Origin of the sequence: Pseudomonas sp. DTU12.1 (assembly GCF_009873475.1) — a bacterium.
Classification (GTDB): Bacteria; Pseudomonadota; Gammaproteobacteria; order Pseudomonadales; family Pseudomonadaceae; genus Aquipseudomonas; species Aquipseudomonas proteolytica.
This window is the reverse complement of record NZ_CP045254.1, coordinates 5,112,984-5,132,772: the sequence shown is the minus strand read 5'-3', so window position 1 is coordinate 5,132,772 and position 19,789 is coordinate 5,112,984. Positions and strand designations below refer to the sequence as shown.

General features: G+C 60.7%; 19 protein-coding genes. 13 read left to right on the top strand and 6 right to left on the bottom strand.

The annotated features are described in order from the left end of the window. Positions 1–31 precede the first annotated feature (31 nt). The 7 genes from mreC to tldD all read left to right on the top strand — a co-directional run bounded on the left by mreC (position 32) and on the right by tldD (position 10,017). A complete protein-coding gene (gene mreC, locus GDV60_RS22690) occupies positions 32–1,108 on the top strand; it encodes a rod shape-determining protein MreC (protein ID WP_071609992.1) in 1,077 nt (358 codons plus the stop codon). After that, positions 1,108–1,596, top strand: coding sequence for a rod shape-determining protein MreD (mreD, locus tag GDV60_RS22685; protein ID WP_029291827.1), 489 nt, complete (start codon positions 1,108–1,110; stop codon positions 1,594–1,596). The genes mreC and mreD overlap by 1 nt, the downstream gene beginning before the upstream one ends. A 50-nt stretch (positions 1,597–1,646) precedes the next feature. After that, complete coding sequence (locus tag GDV60_RS22680) at positions 1,647–2,243, top strand: nucleoside triphosphate pyrophosphatase (RefSeq protein ID WP_159908813.1); 597 nt, start codon at positions 1,647–1,649, stop codon at positions 2,241–2,243. A gap of 69 nt (positions 2,244–2,312) precedes the next feature. Next, positions 2,313–3,770 carry a ribonuclease G gene (gene rng / locus GDV60_RS22675; RefSeq protein WP_029291823.1) on the top strand — a complete coding sequence of 486 codons (1,458 nt, stop codon included), beginning with the start codon at positions 2,313–2,315 and terminating at the stop codon, positions 3,768–3,770. Positions 3,771–3,845: 75 nt separating this feature from the next. Continuing rightward, on the top strand, positions 3,846–7,661 hold the full coding sequence (locus tag GDV60_RS22670; RefSeq protein WP_159908811.1) for a YhdP family protein: 3,816 nt from the start codon (positions 3,846–3,848) through the stop codon (positions 7,659–7,661). Between the two features lie 48 nt (positions 7,662–7,709). Next, positions 7,710–8,558: a carbon-nitrogen hydrolase family protein gene (locus GDV60_RS22665; RefSeq protein ID WP_159908809.1), complete on the top strand. Its 849-nt coding sequence runs from the start codon at positions 7,710–7,712 to the stop codon at positions 8,556–8,558. A gap of 16 nt (positions 8,559–8,574) precedes the next feature. Beyond that, on the top strand, positions 8,575–10,017 hold the full coding sequence (gene tldD / locus GDV60_RS22660) for a metalloprotease TldD (RefSeq protein WP_029291818.1): 1,443 nt from the start codon (positions 8,575–8,577) through the stop codon (positions 10,015–10,017). Positions 10,018–10,062: 45 nt separating this feature from the next. Here tldD and yjgA read toward each other — a convergent pair whose 3' ends face one another. Continuing rightward, positions 10,063–10,584 (bottom strand): ribosome biogenesis factor YjgA, encoded by a 522-nt coding sequence (gene yjgA / locus GDV60_RS22655; RefSeq protein ID WP_029291815.1) that lies wholly within the window; start codon positions 10,582–10,584, stop codon positions 10,063–10,065. A gap of 108 nt (positions 10,585–10,692) precedes the next feature. On the opposite strand from yjgA, the gene pmbA reads away from it, so the two are divergent. From pmbA to GDV60_RS22625, 6 genes are all read left to right on the top strand, one after another. After that, positions 10,693–12,039 (top strand): metalloprotease PmbA, encoded by a 1,347-nt coding sequence (gene pmbA, locus GDV60_RS22650; RefSeq protein WP_070994106.1) that lies wholly within the window; start codon positions 10,693–10,695, stop codon positions 12,037–12,039. Positions 12,040–12,189: 150 nt separating this feature from the next. Then, positions 12,190–12,585: a hypothetical protein gene (locus GDV60_RS22645; protein ID WP_029291811.1), complete on the top strand. Its 396-nt coding sequence runs from the start codon at positions 12,190–12,192 to the stop codon at positions 12,583–12,585. Next, on the top strand, positions 12,578–13,954 hold the full coding sequence (locus GDV60_RS22640) for a lyase family protein (RefSeq protein ID WP_029291809.1): 1,377 nt from the start codon (positions 12,578–12,580) through the stop codon (positions 13,952–13,954). Before GDV60_RS22645 ends, GDV60_RS22640 begins: the two co-directional genes overlap by 8 nt. Positions 13,955–13,981: 27 nt before the next feature. Further along, positions 13,982–14,425 (top strand): hypothetical protein, encoded by a 444-nt coding sequence (locus GDV60_RS22635; protein ID WP_029291807.1) that lies wholly within the window; start codon positions 13,982–13,984, stop codon positions 14,423–14,425. Between the two features lies 1 nt (position 14,426). Next, positions 14,427–15,038 carry a superoxide dismutase gene (locus GDV60_RS22630; protein ID WP_029291805.1) on the top strand — a complete coding sequence of 204 codons (612 nt, stop codon included), beginning with the start codon at positions 14,427–14,429 and terminating at the stop codon, positions 15,036–15,038. A gap of 31 nt (positions 15,039–15,069) precedes the next feature. Then, a complete protein-coding gene (locus tag GDV60_RS22625; protein ID WP_029291803.1) occupies positions 15,070–15,963 on the top strand; it encodes a ZIP family metal transporter in 894 nt (297 codons plus the stop codon). A 145-nt stretch (positions 15,964–16,108) separates the two neighbouring features. Here the strand turns inward: GDV60_RS22625 and GDV60_RS22620 are convergent, their stop codons facing one another. From GDV60_RS22620 to GDV60_RS22600, 5 genes are all read right to left on the bottom strand, one after another. After that, complete coding sequence (locus GDV60_RS22620; protein ID WP_057438107.1) at positions 16,109–16,381, bottom strand: HPr family phosphocarrier protein; 273 nt, start codon at positions 16,379–16,381, stop codon at positions 16,109–16,111. Between the two features lie 16 nt (positions 16,382–16,397). Next, positions 16,398–17,255, bottom strand: a complete 858-nt coding sequence (rapZ, locus tag GDV60_RS22615) for an RNase adapter RapZ (protein WP_092238260.1) — start codon at positions 17,253–17,255, stop codon at positions 16,398–16,400. Positions 17,256–17,257: 2 nt separating this feature from the next. Next, positions 17,258–17,722: a PTS IIA-like nitrogen regulatory protein PtsN gene (gene ptsN, locus GDV60_RS22610; protein ID WP_029291796.1), complete on the bottom strand. Its 465-nt coding sequence runs from the start codon at positions 17,720–17,722 to the stop codon at positions 17,258–17,260. 12 nt (positions 17,723–17,734) lie between these two features. Further along, positions 17,735–18,040 carry a ribosome hibernation-promoting factor, HPF/YfiA family gene (hpf, locus tag GDV60_RS22605; protein ID WP_029291794.1) on the bottom strand — a complete coding sequence of 102 codons (306 nt, stop codon included), beginning with the start codon at positions 18,038–18,040 and terminating at the stop codon, positions 17,735–17,737. A gap of 75 nt (positions 18,041–18,115) precedes the next feature. Further along, positions 18,116–19,609, bottom strand: coding sequence for an RNA polymerase factor sigma-54 (locus tag GDV60_RS22600; protein ID WP_029291792.1), 1,494 nt, complete (start codon positions 19,607–19,609; stop codon positions 18,116–18,118). Positions 19,610–19,789 lie beyond the last annotated feature (180 nt).

The following is a 19,789-nucleotide window of genomic DNA, read 5'->3' as shown; positions in this document are numbered from 1 at the left end:
AAAGAGAATATCTGCCCGGGAGGAGCGGCCTATTAAACCGCTCTTCACTAAAGGCCCCTCATTGGGCGTGCGCTTGTTGGTGCTGGTCGTGCTATCGGTCGCGCTGATGGTGGTCGACGCCCGCTTCACACTGCTCAAGCCGGTGCGTAGCCAAATGTCGCTGGTATTGATGCAGTCCTACTGGATCACTGACCTGCCGCAACGGCTATGGCAAGGTGTGGCCAGCCAGTTTGGCAGCCGTACCGAACTGGTTGCCGAGAACGAAAAACTCAAGACCGAAAACCTGCTGTTGCAGGGGCGCATGCAAAAGCTGGCGGCCCTGACCGAGCAGAACGTGCGGCTGCGCGAGTTGCTCAATTCTTCCGCGCTGGTCAACGAAAAGGTCGAAGTGGCCGAGTTGATCGGCATGGACCCCAACCCCTTCACCCATCGCATCATCATCAATAAAGGTGAGCGCGATGGCGTGGTCCTTGGCCAGCCGGTGCTCGATGCCCGTGGCCTGATGGGCCAGGTGGTGGAGTTGATGCCCTATACCTCCCGCGTGCTGCTGCTGACCGACACCACCCATAGCATTCCGGTGCAGGTCAACCGCAACGGCCTGCGGGCGATTGCCAGTGGCACGGGCAATCCGGAGCGCCTGGAACTGCGACATGTGGCAGACACGGCCGACATCAAGGAAGGTGACCTGCTGGTCAGCTCCGGCCTTGGCCAGCGGTTCCCGGCAGGCTACCCGGTGGCGACGGTCAAGGAAGTGATCCACGATTCCGGGCAGCCCTTTGCGATTGTGCGTGCGGTGCCAACGGCTGCGCTGAACCGCAGCCGCTACCTGTTGCTGGTGTTCAGTGACACGCGCACCCCGGAAGAGCGCGCCAACGACGCCGCCCAGGCCCAGGAAGCACAGGACAAGCAAGACGGCACTGCGACGCCGATCATCCCGGCAACCGTACCCAAGCCAGCGGCACCTGTGGCGACACCGGTTGTACCCGCTACGCCTGCTGCCGCGACACCGGCCAAGCCGGTGGCCCAACCTGCTCGGCCAGTCAAACCAGCGGCGACTGCGCCTGCTGCGGCGCCCACGCCGGCAACCACTCGACAGGGGGCGCAATAATGGCCGGTACTCATTCACGCAATGGCTGGATGGTCTGGTTGACCTTCGCCATCGGTATGCTGCTCAGCGTTTCGCCGATGCCGCAATTCATGGAAATCCTGCGCCCGCTATGGCTGGCATTGCTCCTGGCATTCTGGGCCCTGGCCCTGCCGCATAAGGTCGGCATGGTCACCGCGATGTGCCTGGGGCTGGCTGAAGACGTGATGTATGGCACGTTGCTTGGGCAGAATGCGTTGATTCTTACGCTGATTACCTTCCTGGTGCTGTCGTTGCAGCAACGCCTGCGCATGTTCCCGATGTGGCAACAGTGCCTGGTCATCCTGGTGATCTTCGGCCTGGCCCAACTGGTGCAGCTGTGGCTCAGTGCCTTGACCGGCAACCGCCAACCCACCTTGGCGCTGGTCTTGCCGGCCCTGGTCAGTGCGCTGTTGTGGCCATGGATCAGTTTCGGCCTGCGTGGGTTGCGTCGCCGCTATAAAATCAATTGAGTGGGTCGCGAGGCTCTGCCTGGTTATCGAACCCACAGGGAGAGTCTGCAATGCATGCGCTTTATCTGGCCTCCGGCTCTCCTCGGCGGCGCGAGCTGCTGACCCAGATCGGCGTGCCGTTCACCTTGGTCAACGCCGCCATCGATGAAACACCCCTGGGCGACGAATCGCCTGCGTCCTACGTCGAACGCCTGGCCCGTGGCAAAGCCGCCGCTGGCCTAGCGACATTGACCGATACCGCGAATGCCTGCGTGCTGGGCGCCGATACCGCCGTCATCCTCGATGGGCGGATCCTGGGCAAGCCCCTGGATCAGGCCGATGCCCTTGCCATGTTGCTGGCCCTTTCTGATCGGGAACACGAAGTCCTCACCGCCATTGCCGTGCTCGATGGCCAGCGCTGCGAAACGCGCCTGGTCAGTAGCCGCGTGCGCTTTCGCAAGGTTTCCACACACGAGGCAACGACTTACTGGCACAGCGGGGAACCCCAGGACAAGGCGGGCGGCTATGCTATCCAAGGGTTGGCGGCAGTATTCGTCGCCGGCCTCAATGGCAGTTACTCCGCAGTCGTTGGCCTGCCGGTCTGCGAAACAGCAGAACTGCTGGGCCATTTCGGCATACCCTGTTGGCAACACCTTTCCGTGCGCTGAACGCGTTACTCCAGCGCCACATTTAAGCGATCGGCCACTATTGTGAAAACGCCTGAACGAGACCCAGCCATGAGTGAAGAGATTCTGATCAATATCACGCCGATGGAATCGCGCGTGGCGGTGGTAGAAAACGGTGTTTTGCAGGAAGTGCACGTCGAGCGCACCCAGAAGCGCGGGATCGTTGGCAATATCTATAAAGGCAAGGTCGTGCGGGTATTGCCGGGCATGCAGGCGGCTTTTGTCGATATCGGCCTGGACCGTGCTGCGTTTATCCATGCCTCGGAAATTTCCCTGCGCGAAGGTCCGGCGGTCGAGAGCATCAGCGCCCTCGTGCATGAAGGGCAGAGCCTGGTGGTGCAAGTCACCAAAGACCCGATCGGCTCCAAGGGCGCGCGCCTGACCACGCAGCTATCGATTCCATCGCGCTACCTGGTGTACATGCCACGCACCGCCCATGTCGGCATTTCCCTGAAAATCGAAGACGAAGGTGAGCGTGAGCGTCTGAAAAAGGTCGTCAGCGATTGCGTGGCGGCCGAAGGCATCAAGGAGGCGGGCGGCTTTATCCTGCGCACCGCCGCCGAGGGCGCCGGTGCCGACGAGATCCTCATGGACATCCGCTACCTGCGGCGCCTGTGGGATCAGATCGCTGCCCAGATCAAGACCATCGGCGCGCCGAGCGTCATCTATGAAGACCTGGGCCTGGCCCTGCGTACCCTGCGTGATCTGGTCAGCCCGAAGATCGAGAAAATTCGCATCGATTCGCGGGAAACTTTCCAGCGAACCACGCAATTCGTCGCCGAACTGATGCCGGAGATCGCCGACCGCCTTGAACACTATCCCGGCGAGCGGCCGATTTTTGACCTGTATGGCGTCGAGGACGAAATCCAGAAGGCCCTGGAACGCAAGGTGCCGCTCAAGTCCGGCGGCTACCTGGTGGTGGACCCGGCGGAAGCCATGAGCACCATTGACGTGAACACCGGCGCCTTCGTTGGCCATCGCAACCTTGAAGAAACTATCTTCAAGACCAACCTCGAAGCCGCCACTGCCATTGCCCGCCAACTGCGCCTGCGTAACCTGGGCGGGATCATCATCATCGACTTCATCGACATGGAAGATGAAGAGCACCAGCGCCAGGTGTTGCGCACCCTTGAGAAGCAGCTGGAGCGCGATCACGCCAAGACCAACATCATCGGTATCACCGAATTGGGCCTGGTGCAGATGACCCGCAAGCGTACTCGCGAAAGCCTTGAGCAAGTGCTGTGCGAGCCGTGCAGCAGTTGCCAGGGGCGCGGCAAGTTGAAGACCCCGGAAACGGTTTGCTACGAGATTTTCCGGGAAATCCTACGGGAGGCGCGCGCTTACCAGGCCGAGGGTTACAGAGTTTTGGCCAACCAGAAGGTGGTGGACCGATTGCTGGACGAAGAGTCGGGCAACGTTGCGGAGTTGGAGGGGTTTATTGGCCGCACCATCCGTTTCCAGGTCGAAACCATGTATTCCCAGGAACAATACGACGTGGTGCTGCTCTGATCCGCATCAGTCCTTTTCAACGAGACCGGCAAACCTTGATCTGCCGTCCGACTATTACCTTGAGGGTCGCCTGACATGGAGCGTCTGCAACGCTTTTTTGCCGCACTGACCCGTTGGGGCCTTGGCCTGTGTGCATTGCTGTTGGTACTGGCGGCGGTCTACGTCAGCCTGGGCCGTGAATTGACGCCATTGGTCGCGGAGTACCGCGGCGAAGTCGAGGCCAAGGCACAGGCGGCGGTCGACATGCCACTGAGCATCGGCAGCCTGGAAGGGCGCTGGAGCGGCTTTGCCCCGGTATTGCTCGCCCATGATGTGATGGTCGGCGAAGGCCCTAGCGCCCTGCGCCTGGACCAGGTGCAAGTGGTGCCCGATCTCTGGGCCAGCCTGCTGGCGTGGGATGTGCGCATCGCCCATCTGGAAGTCAGCGGCTTGCAGCTCAGCGTCAAGGAGGACCAGGACGGGCATTGGGCATTGCAAGGCCTGCCGGTACAGGACGACCAACCCCTGGACCCGGAGCAACTGCTCAAGCGCATGCAAGCGGTGGCGAAGGTCTCGCTGCTGGACAGCCAGGTTACCTTGCAGCCGTTCGACCAAGCGCCGCTGACCTTGACCTACGTGGGCTTGAGCCTGCAAACCGGTGCCACTCGCCAGCGCCTGGATGCCCGCCTGACCTTGCCCGACGGGCAACCGCTGGCCCTGAGCCTGCGCACGCGGATCCGTGCCAGCCAGTGGCGCGACGGCGAGGTCCAGGCTTACCTGAGCCTGCCCCAGAGCAATTGGGCGCAATGGGTTCCGGCGAAGTTGACCCGGGACTGGAAGCTCAGCGAGTTGAAAGCCGGTGGTGAATTCTGGCTGACCTGGGCCAATGGCACGCTGCAAAGCGCGGCCGCGCGGCTCAATGCGCCGCAGGTGAAGGTTCGTTACGCCCAGCGCAAATCCACGAGCATCCAGAATCTGGGGCTGACGGCCTACCTGCAGCGCAGTGACAGTGGCCTGAAGGTGGTCTTCGACTCGTTGGCCATGAACCTGGGCGATACCCGTTGGGAGTCGCACCTGCAATTGCAGCAAACCCTGGCTACCGACAAGGCACAGGAGACCTGGAACCTGCAGGCCGACCGCTTGGACCTGACGCCGATTACCCCTTTGCTCAACGCCCTGGCGCCATTGCCGGAAGGTTTTGCCAAGACCGTAGAAGCGTTGAAGGCCACGGGCGTACTGCGCAATGTGCGGGTCGATTATCGCCCGCAGGAGGCCGGCGACCAGCGCGTCAGCTTCGCTGCCAACCTCGAGCGCGTGGGCTTTGACGCCTATTTCGGCGCGCCGGCGGCCCGCAATGTATCCGGCAGCATCAGTGGCGACCTGGGCCAGGGCGAGTTGCGCATGGACAGCAAGGATTTCGTCCTGCACCTGGACCCGATTTTCGCCAAGCCCTGGCAGTACATCCAGGCCAATGCACGCCTGACGTGGAAGCTGGATAAGCAAGGCTTCACCCTGATCGCGCCGTATATCAAGGTGCTTGGGGAAGAGGGCAAGGTCGCGGCGGATTTCCTGATTCGCCTGCATTTCGATCATAGCCAGGAAGACTACATGGACCTGCGGGTCGGCATGGTCGATGGCGATGGGCGTTTTACTTCCAAATACTTGCCGGCTGTGTTGAGCCCGGCCCTGGATGAGTGGCTGCGTACTGCGATTCTCAAGGGCGCGGTCGATGAAGGTTTCTTCCAGTACCAAGGCTCGCTGAACCACGATGCGGTGACGGCGGCGCGCAATATCAGCCTGTTCTTCAAGGTCCATGACGCCGAGCTGGCGTTCCAGCCGGGCTGGCCCCATGTCAGCAAGGTGGCCGGTGAAGTGTTCGTCGAAGAGACCGGCGTGCGCATCCTGGCCAGCAAGGGGCAACTGCTCGATACCAAGGTCAAGGATATCTACGTCAACATTCCCCATGCGCTGCCCGGCCATGACAGCCATTTGCTGCTGACGGGCGGTTTTGCCGGCGGTCTGGGGGACGGCCTGAAGATCCTTCAGGACGCACCCATCGGCACGGCGTCGACGTTTGCCGGCTGGAAAGGCGAGGGCGACCTACAGGGCTCCCTGGACCTGGATATTCCCCTGGCGAAGGGCACCGAACCGAAAATTGTAGTGGACTTCAAGACCGACAAGGCGCGCTTGCAACTGGCCGAGCCGACCCTGGACCTGAACCAGCTCAAGGGCGAGTTCCGCTTCGACAGCGCCAAGGGCCTGAGTGGCCAGAACATCAGCGCCCAAGCCTTCGACCGGCCGATCACGGCGCAGATTGCGCCTGGGGGCAAGCCGGGCAATCTCAGCACTCGGGTCACCGCCAAGGGCCAGGTAACGGTCAAGCGCCTTACCGACTGGCTGAAAGTCAGCCAGCCGCTGCCGGTATCCGGGGATATCCCGTATCAACTGCAGCTTGACCTGGATGGCGCCGACAGCCAGTTGCGGGTCAGCTCCAACCTCAAGGGCGTGGCGGTGGACTTGCCTGCGCCATTTGGCATGCCCGCCAGCCAGGGGCGTGACAGTGTGTTCCGCATGACTTTGCAAGGCGCGGAGCGGCGTTACTGGTTTGATTACGGCGAGTTGGCGAACTTTACCTTTGCAGCCCCGGCGGACAACTTTACCCAGGGCCGGGGCGAGCTGTTCCTCGGTGATGGCGATGCCTTGTTGCCCGGTGGCAAGGGCCTGCGGATTCGCGGGGTGCTGTCGGAACTGGATATCGATCCCTGGAAGAAGTTGGTGGAGCGCTACGCCGGCAATGATCCGGGCGGCAATGCCAAGCAACTGCTGAGCAGTGCCGATTTCAAGCTTGGCAAGCTGACCGGGTTTGGGACCCAACTCGATCAGGTCACCCTGAAACTGGACCGCAAGCCCGCCGCCTGGGGCTTGCAGCTCGACAGCCAGCAGGCCAAGGGCACTGTTGGCCTGCCAGATGCCAAGGGCGCGCCCATTGCCATCAACCTGCAGTATGTGAAGCTGCCGGCGGTCGACCCTACGGTACAGGCCGATGAAAACGCGCCTGATCCCCTGGCCGGCATCGATCCCAAGGATATTCCCGCGCTGGATATCGCCATTGCCCAGTTGTTCCAGGGCCCCGACCTGATCGGCGCCTGGTCCTTGAAGGTGCGTCCGACAGCCAAGGGCATGGCCTTCAACAACCTCGACCTGGGTCTCAAGGGCATGCAGCTCAAGGGCGCTGGTGGTTGGGAAGGGGCTCCTGGCGCCAGCAACAGCTGGTACAAGGGGCGCCTGGATGGCAAGAATATCGCCGATGTGCTCAAGGGCTGGGGCTTTGCGCCCACCGTGACCAGCCAGGATTTTCATCTGGATGTAGACGGGCGCTGGCCGGGTTCGCCTGCGTGGGTTGGGCCCAAGCGTTTTTCCGGCAGCCTGGATGCGTCGTTCCGCAAAGGCCAGTTTGTCGAGGTCGAGGGCGGTGCCCAGGCGTTGCGGGTGTTTGGCCTGCTGAACTTCAACTCCATTGGCCGGCGTTTGCGCCTGGACTTCTCGGACTTGCTTGGCAAGGGCCTGAGCTATGACCGGGTCAAGGGCCTGCTGGCTGCCAGCAATGGTGTGTTTGTGACCCGCGAGCCGATAATCCTCACGGGGCCGTCGAGCAACCTGGAACTCAACGGTACCCTGGACCTGGTGGCTGATCGCGTCGATGCCAAGTTACTGGTGACCTTGCCGGTGACCAACAACCTGCCTATCGCCGCATTGATCGTGGGCGCGCCGGCCATTGGTGGCGCGTTGTTTTTGATCGACAAGTTGATCGGTGATCGGGTTTCGCGTTTTGCCAGCGTCCAGTACAAGGTGGAAGGGCCATGGAAAGATCCAAAAATCACCTTCGACAAGCCATTTGAAAAACCACAATAAGCGCCTGTGGAGTAGCATGGCCCCATGCTTTTTATGGAGTGTCGGCCCATGTCCTTTGCGGTAATCCAGATGGTCAGCCAGAGCGATGTCCTGGCCAACCTGGCCGAGGCCAGGCGCTTGTTGGAGCAGGCGGCGGCAGGGGGCGCGCAACTGGCGGTCCTGCCGGAAAACTTCGCCGCCATGGGCCGGCGCGATGTGGCCGCCATCGGCCGCGCCGAAGCCTTGGGCGATGGGCCGATCCTGCCCTGGTTGAAACTGGCCGCCCGTGACCTCAACTTATGGATAGTGGCCGGCACATTGCCGTTGCCTCCATTGGATCACCCCGATGCCAAGTCCAATGCCTGCTCGTTGTTGATCGACGCGCAGGGTCAGATCGTTGCTCGCTACGACAAGCTGCACCTGTTTGACGTGGATGTGGCTGACGCGCGCGGTCGTTATCGTGAATCCGACGACTATGCTTACGGCAACCAAGTGGTGGTGGCCGATACGCCGGTCGGGCGCCTGGGGCTGACGGTCTGTTATGACCTGCGCTTCCCGGAGCTATACAGCGAATTACGTGCTGCGGGTGCCGAATTGATTACCGCACCCTCGGCTTTTACGGCGGTAACGGGCGCGGCGCACTGGGATGTGTTGATCCGTGCGCGGGCCATCGAAACCCAGTGTTACCTGCTCGCGGCCGCACAAGGTGGCGTGCATCCGGGACCGCGGGAAACCTATGGTCATGGGGCGATTGTTGATCCATGGGGGCGGGTGCTGGCGCAACAGGATCAAGGCGAAGCGGTGTTGTTGGCCGAACGTGATAGTAGCGAACAAGCGTCGATACGGGCGCGCATGCCGGTGGCAGGCCACCGGCGCTTTTTCTCGCAGGGCGCACAGCGACCTGCTTCAGAACGATGAATTTAAGGCCGAACCTATGAGCGAGTTGTTGTCCTCAGTCAGTGAACACCTCCTGGCGCCCGGTGGCGTGACCATCGAAAGTCTGCAAACCGTACTGGGCGACCTGGCCGGGCCTGGCATCGATGCCGCCGACCTGTATTTCCAGGGGCAGATCTCCGAGTCATGGTCCTTGGAAGATGGGATCGTCAAGGACGGCAGTTTCAACCTGGACCAAGGGGTTGGGGTGCGTGCGCAGTCCGGTGAGAAGACCGGCTTTGCCTATAGCAATGCCATCACCCTGGAAGCCCTGGGCCTGGCAGCCCGTGCGGCGCGCTCGATTTCCCGTGCCGGCCAGAACGGTACCGTGCAGGCGTTCAGCACCCAGGACGTGACCCAGTTGTACGGCCCGGACAACCCGCTGGAAGTGATCAGCCGGGCCGAAAAGGTCGAGCTGCTCAAGCGTGTAGATGCCGCAACCCGTGCCCTCGACCCGCGTATCCAGCAGGTGAGTGTGAGCATGGCCGGTGTCTGGGAGCGCATCCTGGTGGCGTCCACCGATGGCAGCCTGGCGGCGGATGTGCGGCCGTTGGTGCGCTTCAATGTCAGTGTGATCGTCGAGCAGAACGGCCGTCGCGAGCGTGGCGGCCATGGCGGCGGCGGGCGTACGGATTATCGCTATTTCCTCACCGAAGACCGAGCCATGGGCTACGCCCGCGAGGCGTTGCGCCAGGCGCTGGTCAACCTGGAAGCCATCCCGGCGCCGGCCGGTACGCTGCCGGTGGTGCTGGGTTCGGGCTGGTCCGGTGTATTGCTGCATGAAGCGGTGGGGCACGGCCTGGAAGGCGATTTCAACCGCAAGGGCAGTTCCGCCTATAGCGGGCGCATGGGCGAAATGGTCGCCTCGAAGCTCTGCACCATCGTCGATGACGGTACATTGGCCGGTCGTCGTGGCTCCCTGAGCGTCGACGATGAAGGCACGCCCACCGAGTGCACCACGCTGATCGAAAACGGCGTGCTCAAGGGTTATATGCAAGACAAGCTCAACGCGCGCCTGATGGGCGTGGCGCGCACCGGCAACGGTCGGCGTGAGTCCTACGCGCATTTGCCGATGCCGCGCATGACCAATACCTACATGCTGGCGGGCGAAAGCGACCCGGCAGAGATCATTGCCTCGGTCAAACGCGGGATCTATTGCGCCAATCTGGGTGGTGGCCAGGTGGATATCACCAGCGGCAAGTTCGTGTTCTCTACCAGCGAAGCCTATTTGATCGAGGACGGCAAGATCACCGCACCGGTCAAGGGCGCAACCTTGATTGGCAACGGTCCGGAGGCCATGAGCAAGGTGTCGATGGTCGGTAACGACCTGGCGCTGGACAGTGGTGTAGGGATGTGTGGCAAGGATGGGCAGTCGGTGCCGGTCGGTGTCGGCCAGCCAACCCTGAAAATTGATGCGATCACCGTGGGTGGCACGGGATCGTAAGGCGTGGAGCTTCGGGTGGCGAAGACCGCCACCCGGGGAAGAGGATCAGCGCAGGCCGCGTTGAGTCTCGTCCAGCTCACGGATGTACTTGAAGATTTTACGGCTGGTGGCCGGCGCCTTGTTCTGTGCCAGTTCGTGCTGGGCCTGACGGATCAGGGAGCGCAGTTGCTGGCGGTCGGCATCCGGATAGTCCAGGACGAACTTCTCCAATACAGCGTCGTCACCGCCGATCAGGCGGTCGCGCCAACGTTCCAGGTTATGGAAGCGTTCGTTGTACTGGCGGGTGGAAGCATCAAGTTGGTCGAGCAAAGTCAGAATGGCGTCAGTGTCCTGGTCGCGCATCAGCTTGCCGATAAACATGATGTGCCGTTTACGCGCGATGTTCGCGGTGTGCTTGGGTGCATCTGCCAGGGCCCGGCGCATTTCGTCGGTCAATGGCAGTTTGGCAATCAAGTCCGGCTTGAGTGTTGTAAGGCGCTCGCCGAGATCAACCAGAGCATGCAGCTCGCGTTTGACCTGGGTTTTGCTTTTCTCCCCATCGAGGGAGTCGTCGTAAGAATCAACCATGGTGGCAGTCCGCAAAGAAACGCCGCCATGATAACCAGTCGGGGGCCGCTTGTCCGGCCCGGTCGCTCGATGGCCTTAACCGAAAGCAGAATTTGAGTGGAGAAAACCATGAGTGCAGCCCAAAGCGTCGGTCCACAAGCGTTACCGGCACTGCAGGAACAAGTTGAGCAGATCATTGCCGAGGCCAAGCGCCAGGGCGCCAGTGCCTGTGAAGTGGCGGTGTCGCTGGAGCAGGGCTTGTCGACTTCGGTGCGCCAGCGGGAAGTGGAAACCGTTGAGTTCAACCGTGACCAGGGTTTTGGCATCACCTTGTATGTAGGGCAGCGCAAGGGGTCGGCCAGTACCTCGGCCAGCGGTCCGGAAGCCATTCGCGAAACCGTTGCTGCCGCCCTGGCAATTGCCAAGCACACCTCCGAAGACGAGGCGTCCGGTTTGGCGGATGCGGCCTTGATGGCGCGCGACCTGAAAGATTTCGATCTGTATCACGCCTGGGATATCACTCCCGAGCAGGCCATCGAAAAGGCCCTGGCCTGCGAAGCTGCGGCATTCGATACCGATAGCCGGATCAAGAATGCCGATGGCACCACCCTGAGCACTCATCAGGGTTGCCGTGTGTATGGCAACAGTCATGGCTTTATCGGCGGCTATGCGTCGACACGCCATAGCTTGAGCTGCGTGATGATCGCCGAGGCCGATGGCCAGATGCAGCGTGACTACTGGTATGACGTAAGCCGCCAGGGTGAGTTGTTGGCGGATCCGGTGAGCATTGGCCAGCGCGCTGCGCAACGGGCCGCGAGCCGCCTGGGCGCGCGCCCGGTGCCGACTTGCGAAGTGCCGGTGCTGTTTTCGGCGGAGTTGGCCGGCGGTCTGTTCGGTAGCTTCCTGGGGGCGATTTCCGGGGGGAACCTGTACCGCAAGTCGTCGTTCCTTGAGGGTGCGATGGGGCAGAAGTTGTTTCCTGAGTGGCTGACCCTGGATGAACGTCCGCACCTGATGCGCGCCATGGGTAGCTCGGCCTTTGATGGTGATGGCCTGGCGACCTACGCCAAGCCGTTTGTCGAAAATGGTGAGCTGGTGTCCTACGTGCTCGGCACCTACGCCGGGCGCAAGCTTGGTTTGCCCAGTACCGCGAACTCCGGTGGCGTTCACAACCTGTTCGTGACCCATGGCGATGAAGACCAGGCGGCGCTGCTGCGACGCATGGGCCGTGGCTTGCTGGTGACCGAGTTGATGGGGCACGGCTTGAACATGGTGACGGGTGATTATTCCCGAGGCGCGGCGGGTTTCTGGGTGGAGAATGGTGAAATCCAGTTCGCCGTCCAGGAAGTGACCATCGCCGGCAATATGCGCGATATGTTCAAGCAGATCGTCGCCGTGGGTAACGATCTGGAACTGCGCAGCAATATCCGCACCGGTTCGGTGCTGATCGAACGGATGACCGTTGCCGGCAGCTAAACACTATTCCTTACACAGCAGCGCCACCCCAAGGGTGGCGCTTTTTTTTGCCTGGAATCTCACAAGGCCGACAAAGCTATAGGTTCAATAGCTTGTTTTGATTCTCAATATCATTTAATAATAAATATCATTATCGAGTGAGCTTGGATCATGAGTTCTGTCCTGCACGAGGATCCCTACCTGGAAAGCTGGCGCTGGATGAGTCGCCAGATTCGCTGTGGGCTCAACCCTGACGAGCCACGCCTGATCGAACATTACCTAAACGAAGGGCGTTATCTGGCCTGCTGCACGGCCACGCACCCGTGGACCATCGCTGAGACCTCGTTTCGCCTGTTGATCGATACCGCCACCGACATCGCCTTGCCCTGGCATTGGCGGTCCACGTGCCTGGACCAGGCCTGGCGCCCGCTACGCGACCTGGAAAACCTCTCTCACTGTGCCTGCCGCCTCAAGCGCTGGCAGACCTTTGCCTGGCAATTGGCGACCTGTGAATTGTTGCCGTCTATTTCTCACTCCGACTTGGTGCAAGGATCTTCCGATGAGTAATACCCGTATCGAACGCGACAGCATGGGCGAGTTGCAAGTACCCGCAGAAGCTTTGTATGGCGCCCAGACTCAGCGTGCGGTGAACAACTTCCCGATCAGCCACCAACGCATGCCGACCCAGTTCATTCGCGCCCTGATCCTGGCCAAGGCGGCGGCCGCCAAGGCCAATGTCGACCTCAAGCAGATCAGCGAAGGCCAGGGCAAAGCCATCGTCGAGGCCGCCCAGGGCTTGCTGGAAGGCGACTTCATGCAGCATTTCCCGGTGGATATTTTCCAGACCGGTTCCGGCACCAGTTCCAACATGAATGCCAACGAAGTGATCGCGACCCTGGCCAGCCGCCTGCTGGGCGAGGCGGTCAACCCCAACGACCACGTCAACTGCGGGCAGAGCAGCAACGACATCATCCCGACCACCATCCATGTCAGCGCCGCGCTGGTGCTGCATGAGCAGACTTTGCCGGCGTTGCTGCACTTGGTTGAAGTGATCGAGCGCAAGGCGGTTGAAGTCCATCCGTTCATCAAGACCGGGCGTACGCACCTCATGGATGCCATGCCGGTGCGCATGAGCCAGGTCCTGGAGGGTTGGGCGCAGCAACTCAAGGCCAATATCGGTCACCTGCAAGGCCTGTTGCCAAGTCTGCAGGCCCTGGCTCAGGGCGGCACCGCGGTTGGGACCGGGATCAATGCACACCCAGAATTCGCTGCACGTTTCAGCCAGCAACTGAGCCGTCTGACCCAGGTGCAGTTCACACCGGGCAAGAACCTGTTCGCCTTGATTGGCTCCCAGGACACTGCCGTTGCCGTTTCCGGCCAACTCAAAGCCATTGCCGTAACACTGATGAAAATCGCCAACGACCTGCGCTGGATGAACTCCGGCCCACTGGCAGGCCTTGGTGAAATCGAGCTCGAAGGCCTGCAGCCGGGGTCGTCGATCATGCCCGGCAAGGTCAACCCGGTGATCCCGGAGGCCACCGCGATGGTTGCAGCACAGGTTATCGGCAATGACAGCGTAATCACCATCGCAGGCCAGTCCGGCAACTTCGAACTCAACGTGATGCTGCCGATCATCGCCCAGAACCTGCTCGGCAGCCTGGAGTTGCTGGCCAACTCCAGCCGCCTGCTGGCGGACAAGGCCATCGCCAGCTTCAAGGTCAACGAACCCAAGCTCAAGGAAGCGCTGTCGCGCAACCCGATCCTGGTCACTGCACTCAACCCGATCATTGGTTACCAAAAGGCCGCTGAAATCGCCAAGAAAGCCTACCAACAAGGCCGGCCGGTGATTGATGTGGCGCTCGAGCACACCGACTTGCCGCGCAGCCAACTGGAAGTCCTGCTGGACCCGGAAAAGCTCACGGCGGGTGGCGTGTAATTACCGACCCTGCTTTGGAGGCTCACCATGGAGCACTGGAAACGCACGATCGAACGGGCCAATCGCTGCTTTATGCAGGGCGAACTGGTGGATGCCCGCGAGCATTACCTGCAGGCCCTGGCCCTGGCCCAAGTGTTGTTTGAGCGCTGGGGTGATGCCGACGAGGCCGTGGCAGCTTGCGTTATTTCCCACCACAACCTGGCGGACCTGCACCTGCGCTTGAACCAGCCTGAGGAAAGCGCCGAATACCTCTGCGCCATTCACCAGCGCTTGCTGCAGACGATGCAGGACACCCGGCTGCCTCAAGCATTGCGCGAGGCGGCCTTGCGCCAGAGCAGCAAGACCTACGTCGAACTGTTGAATTTCATCAGCGATCACGGCGAGTACCCCCGTACCCATCGCTTACTGGGCAGCAATACGGCGCAGACGGATACGCCGACCCGCAACAGCCCTTTTTATGGAGCACATTGATATGTCCTACACCTTGCCTGCCTTGCCCTACGCCTACGATGCCCTGGAGCCGCATATCGATGCGCAAACCATGGAAATCCACTACACCAAGCACCACCAGACCTATATCAATAACCTCAACGCTGCCGTCGAAGGCACCGAGTTTGCAGGCTGGCCGGTAGAAAAACTGGTCTCCAGCGTCCAGCAACTACCGGAAAAACTGCGTGCGGCAGTGATCAACCAAGGCGGTGGGCATGCCAACCATTCGTTGTTCTGGGCGGTCATGTCGCCCAAGGGCGGTGGTAAGCCCGAGGGCGCCTTGGGTCAGGCGATTGACGCGCAGCTGGGTGGTTTTGACGCATTCAAGGATGCATTCACCAAGGCCGCGCTGACTCGCTTTGGCAGTGGTTGGGCCTGGCTGAGCGTCACCCCGCAAAAGACCCTTGTCGTCGAAAGCAGTGGCAACCAGGACAGCCCATTGATGAACGGCAATACGCCGATCCTCGGCCTGGACGTCTGGGAGCACGCCTACTATCTGCTCTATCAAAACCGTCGCCCTGAGTACATCAACGCCTTCTACAGTGTTATCAACTGGCCGGAAGTCGCTGAGCGCTACCAGGCTGCACTGGCTTAATGCCCTCTCATAACAAGACCTAAGGCCGACTATGGGCACTGAAACACTGGCGATCAGCAGCGTGCGAATGTTCCGCTATGCGTTTGGCTCGCTGCTGCTATTGGCGGGAACTGCATTGCTGGTGGCCCACGGGCTGGCCTGGCTGGACCTGGAACCGCGCATCCTGCGCGCCCTGCAAGGTGGTGCAATCTGTGCCCTAGGCACGGCATTGGGTGCGGTGCCGGTGCTGGTGATCCGGCGGATGCCGCTGGCGGTCAGCGACACATTACTGGGGTTTGGCGCCGGGGTGATGCTGGCGGCGACGGCGTTTTCGCTGGTCGTGCCGGGAATCGCCGCTGCCGAAAACCTGGGGCTGACGCCCTGGGCCTCCAGCGGGTTGATCAGTTTTGGCATCATGCTGGGCGCATTCGGTTTGTTCCTGGTGGACCGCAAGGTCTCCGGTGCCAGCCCGGAAATGCTGGTCGGCACGCCTGACAAACCGGTAATCCCACCGCGCATCTGGCTATTTGTGTTTGCCATCATTGCCCACAACATTCCCGAAGGCATGGCGGTAGGTGTCTCGGCTGGTGGCGGTATGCCCGATGCCGATAGCCTGGCCATGGGTATCGCGTTGCAGGATGTGCCCGAGGGGCTGGTGATTGCATTGGTGCTGGCAGGGGCGGGGATGTCGCGGGTCAAGGCGTTCCTGATCGGCGCTGCATCCGGGCTGGTGGAACCGGTGTTTGCCGTGCTCTGTGCCTGGCTGGTCAGCCTGGCCGAAATGCTGTTGCCCCTGGGCCTGGCCCTGGCGGCTGGGGCGATGTTATTGGTGGTGACTCATGAGGTCATTCCCGAGTCGCGGCGCAATGGCCATGACAAGCTGGCGAGCCTGGGGCTATGCATCGGGTTTTGCCTGATGATGGCGATGGATACAGCGCTGGGCTGACTTTTAGCGCAAAACCAATGTAGGCGCTGGCTTGCCGGCGATAGCGGTGTACTAGTCGATAAAAATGTTGGCTGATCCACAGCTATCGCAGGCAAGCCAGCTCCCACACCAGCCCGTACACATGGGATTTATGTTGGGCAAAGGGCTATTCGCCTTCATCGAAGTAGTTGTTGATCAACTTCACCAGCGCATCCAGCGCTTCCTGTTCCTGCTCACCTTCGGTCTTCAGATGAATCGTGGTGCCTTTGCCGGCAGCCAGCATCATCATCGCCATGATGCTTTTGCCGTCGACCATGGATTCTGGCGTACGCCCGGCCCGGACCTGGCAAGGAAACTGGCCCGCAACCCCGACAAATTTGGCCGACGCGCGGGCGTGCAAGCCCAGTTTGTTGATGATTTCAATTTCCAGAGCGGGCATCGCGAAGGTGTTCCTTTCAGCTAAGGTCGCGGTGGCGAACCTGGACATTCTTGAGGGTTTTCTGCAAGACCTGGCCCAGGCGCTCGGTCAGGTAGACGGAGCGGTGGTGCCCGCCGGTACAGCCGATAGCGATGGTGACATAGGCCCGGTTGCTGGCGGCAAAGCGTGGTAGCCACTTGAGCAGGTAGCTGGAGATATCCTGGAACATCTCTTCGACATCCGGTTGAGCCGCCAGGTATTCGGCAACCGGCTGGTCCAGGCCTGACTGATCGCGCAGTTCCGGCTTCCAGTAAGGGTTGGGTAGGCAGCGCACGTCAAATACCAGGTCGGCGTCTATCGGCATGCCCCGCTTGAAACCAAAGGATTCAACCAGGAATGCCGTGCCGGGCTCCGGCTGGTTCAGCAGGCGCAGCTTGATGGCGTCACGCAGTTGGTAAAGGTTCAGGCTGGTGGTGTTGATCTTGAGGTCGGCCAAATCAATGATCGGCCCCAACAGCTTGGTCTCGTCCTCGATGGCTTCAGCCAGCGAGCGGTTCGAGCTACTCAGCGGGTGGCGGCGACGGGTTTCCGAGAAGCGCTTGAGCAGCGTTTCTTCGTCGGCATCCAGGTACAGCACGTCGCAATGGATATGCTTGGCGCGTACCTCTTCAAGCAATTCCGGGAATCGCGTGAGGTGGCTGGGCAGGTTGCGGGCGTCAATCGACACCGCCACCAGCGGTTGCGCCAGCTCGGTGTGGATCAGCGCGCGCTCCGCCAACTCGGGCAACAGGCCCGCCGGCAAGTTGTCGATGCAATAGAAACCGTTGTCCTCAAGCACGTTGAGGGCAGTACTTTTACCTGAGCCGGAACGCCCGCTGACGATGATCAAACGCATGATTACTGCCCGCTTTGCTCATCCAGGACAACCTGATACAGCGCTTCATTGGTGCTGGCGCTACGCAGTTTCTTACGTACTTCTTCACGGTCGAGCATGCTGGCGATCTGCCTGAGCAGTTCCAGGTGCGCATCGGTAGCGGCCTCCGGGACCAGCAGGACAAACAGCAGGTCAACCGGGGCGCCATCGATGGCGTCGAAATCAGTGGGGGCGTCCAGGTGTAACAGGGCGCTTACCGGAGTTTCACAGCCCTTGAGGCGGCAATGAGGAATAGCGATGCCGTTGCCAAAACCGGTCGAGCCGAGTTTTTCACGGGCAATCAGAGCCTCGTACACGTCTTGCATCACCAGTTCAGGCACTTCGCGGCTGATCAGGTTGGCAATCTGTTCGAGGGCTTTCTTTTTACTGCCGCCCGGCGCGTTCACGAGGGAACGGCCGGGGGTCAGGATGGTTTCAAGTCGAATCATGGGTGGGGAGTGTTAGCGGCCTGTGCCTTGAAGAAGGCTCTGCTGCTTTTCCTTATGCTTTTTGATTTGGCGATCCAGCTTGTCGGTCAGGTCGTCAATAGCGGCATACATATCTGCATGCTCTGCATTGGCGACTACTTCCCCGCCGGGTATACGCAAGGTGGCTTCGATTTTCTGCTTCAGCTTTTCGACAGACATGATGACTTGCACATTGGTGATCTTGTCGAAATGCCCCTCAATTCGTTTGAGTTTCTCGCTGATGTAGGCGCGCAGCGGTTCGGTCACTTCCAGTTGGTGTCCACTGATGTTGACTTGCATACAGCTTCTCCTTCGTTGCCAGTGCATAAAGCGGCGGGTAGGAATACCCGCCACTGGAACGCTGTGGCCCGCCCGTCACATCAACCGCTTACGCTCGCTGGAAGGCGCGATCCCAAGGGACTCGCGGTACTTGGCGACGGTTCGACGGGCGACCTGAATGCCTTGTGCCTCCAGTAAACCAGCGATCTTGCTGTCACTCAACGGCTTTTTCTGATTTTCCGCGGCAACCAGTTTTTTGATGATCGCGCGGATCGCCGTGGACGAGCATTCGCCGCCTTCGGAGGTGCTGACGTGGCTGGAGAAAAAGTATTTCAGCTCATATATACCCCGTGGGGTATGCATGAATTTCTGGGTGGTTACCCGGGAAATGGTCGACTCATGCATGCCAACGGCTTCGGCAATATCATGCAGTACCAACGGCTTCATCGCCTCGTCGCCGTACTCCAGGAAGCCGCGCTGATGCTCGACGATCTGGGTGGCTACCTTCATCAGGGTCTCGTTGCGGCTTTGCAGGCTCTTGATGAACCAGCGCGCTTCCTGCAACTGGTTGCGCATGAAGGTGTTGTCGGCACTGGTATCGGCCCGGCGCACGAACCCGGCGTATTGCGGGTTGACCCGCAGGCGTGGCACCGATTCCTGGTTCAGTTCCACCAGCCAGCGCTCGTTGTCCTTGCGCACGATCACGTCAGGCACGACATATTCGGCTTCGCTGGACTCGATCTGCGAGCCGGGGCGCGGGTTGAGGCTCTGTACCAGCTCGATGATCTGGCGCAGGTCATCTTCCTTGAGCTTCATGCGGCGCATCAACTGGCTGTAGTCGCGGCTGCCCAGCAGGTCGATGTAGTCGGTGACCAGGCGTTGGGCCTCGGTCAGCCACGGGGTCTTGGCGGGTAGCTGGCGCAGTTGCAGCAACAGGCACTCGCTGAGATTGCGCGCGCCAATGCCGGCAGGCTCGAACTGCTGGATGCGGTGCAGCACCGCTTCGATTTCGTCCAGCTCGATGTCCAGTTCCGGGTCGAAGGCCTCGAGGATTTCCTCAAGGGTCTCGTCCAGGTAGCCCTGATTATTGATGCAATCGATCAGGGTCACGGCGATCAGGCGATCGGTGTCGGACATCGGGGCAAGGTTCAGTTGCCACAGCAGATGGCTCTGCAGGCTCTCGCCAACGGAGGTGCGGGTGGTGAAGTCCCACTCGTCATCGTCGTTGCTGGGCAGGCTGCTGGCGCTGGTCTGGTAGACATCTTCCCAGGCCGTGTCCACGGGCAGTTCATTGGGAATGCGTTCGTTCCATTCGCCTTCTTCCAGGTTATCCACCGTGGGGGCGGCTTCCTGGTAGGACGGTTCCTGGACGTCGGGATTGGGTTTTTGCTCTATGTTGTCGGCCAGTGGGTCGGCATTATCGAAGTCGTCGCCTTCTTCCTGGCGTTCGAGCATCGGGTTGGACTCCAGGGCCTCCTGGATTTCCTGTTGCAGGTCCAGGGTCGACAATTGGAGCAGGCGGATGGCCTGTTGCAGCTGCGGTGTCATCGTCAGCTGCTGGCCCATTCTCAGGACTAGCGATGGTTTCATGGCAGGGGCTTAACACCTTATTCGCCGGCGCAATGCGCCATCCACGACAGGGCGCGTGAGCGCCAAACATAAGCAAATTATATGCCTGATATCGGGGGCTTTGCCTAGAGCGCGGTAACAATAAAAATAATGAGGTTTTTATTGACTCCCGCGCCCGATGGCGAATGTCCTGACATCACA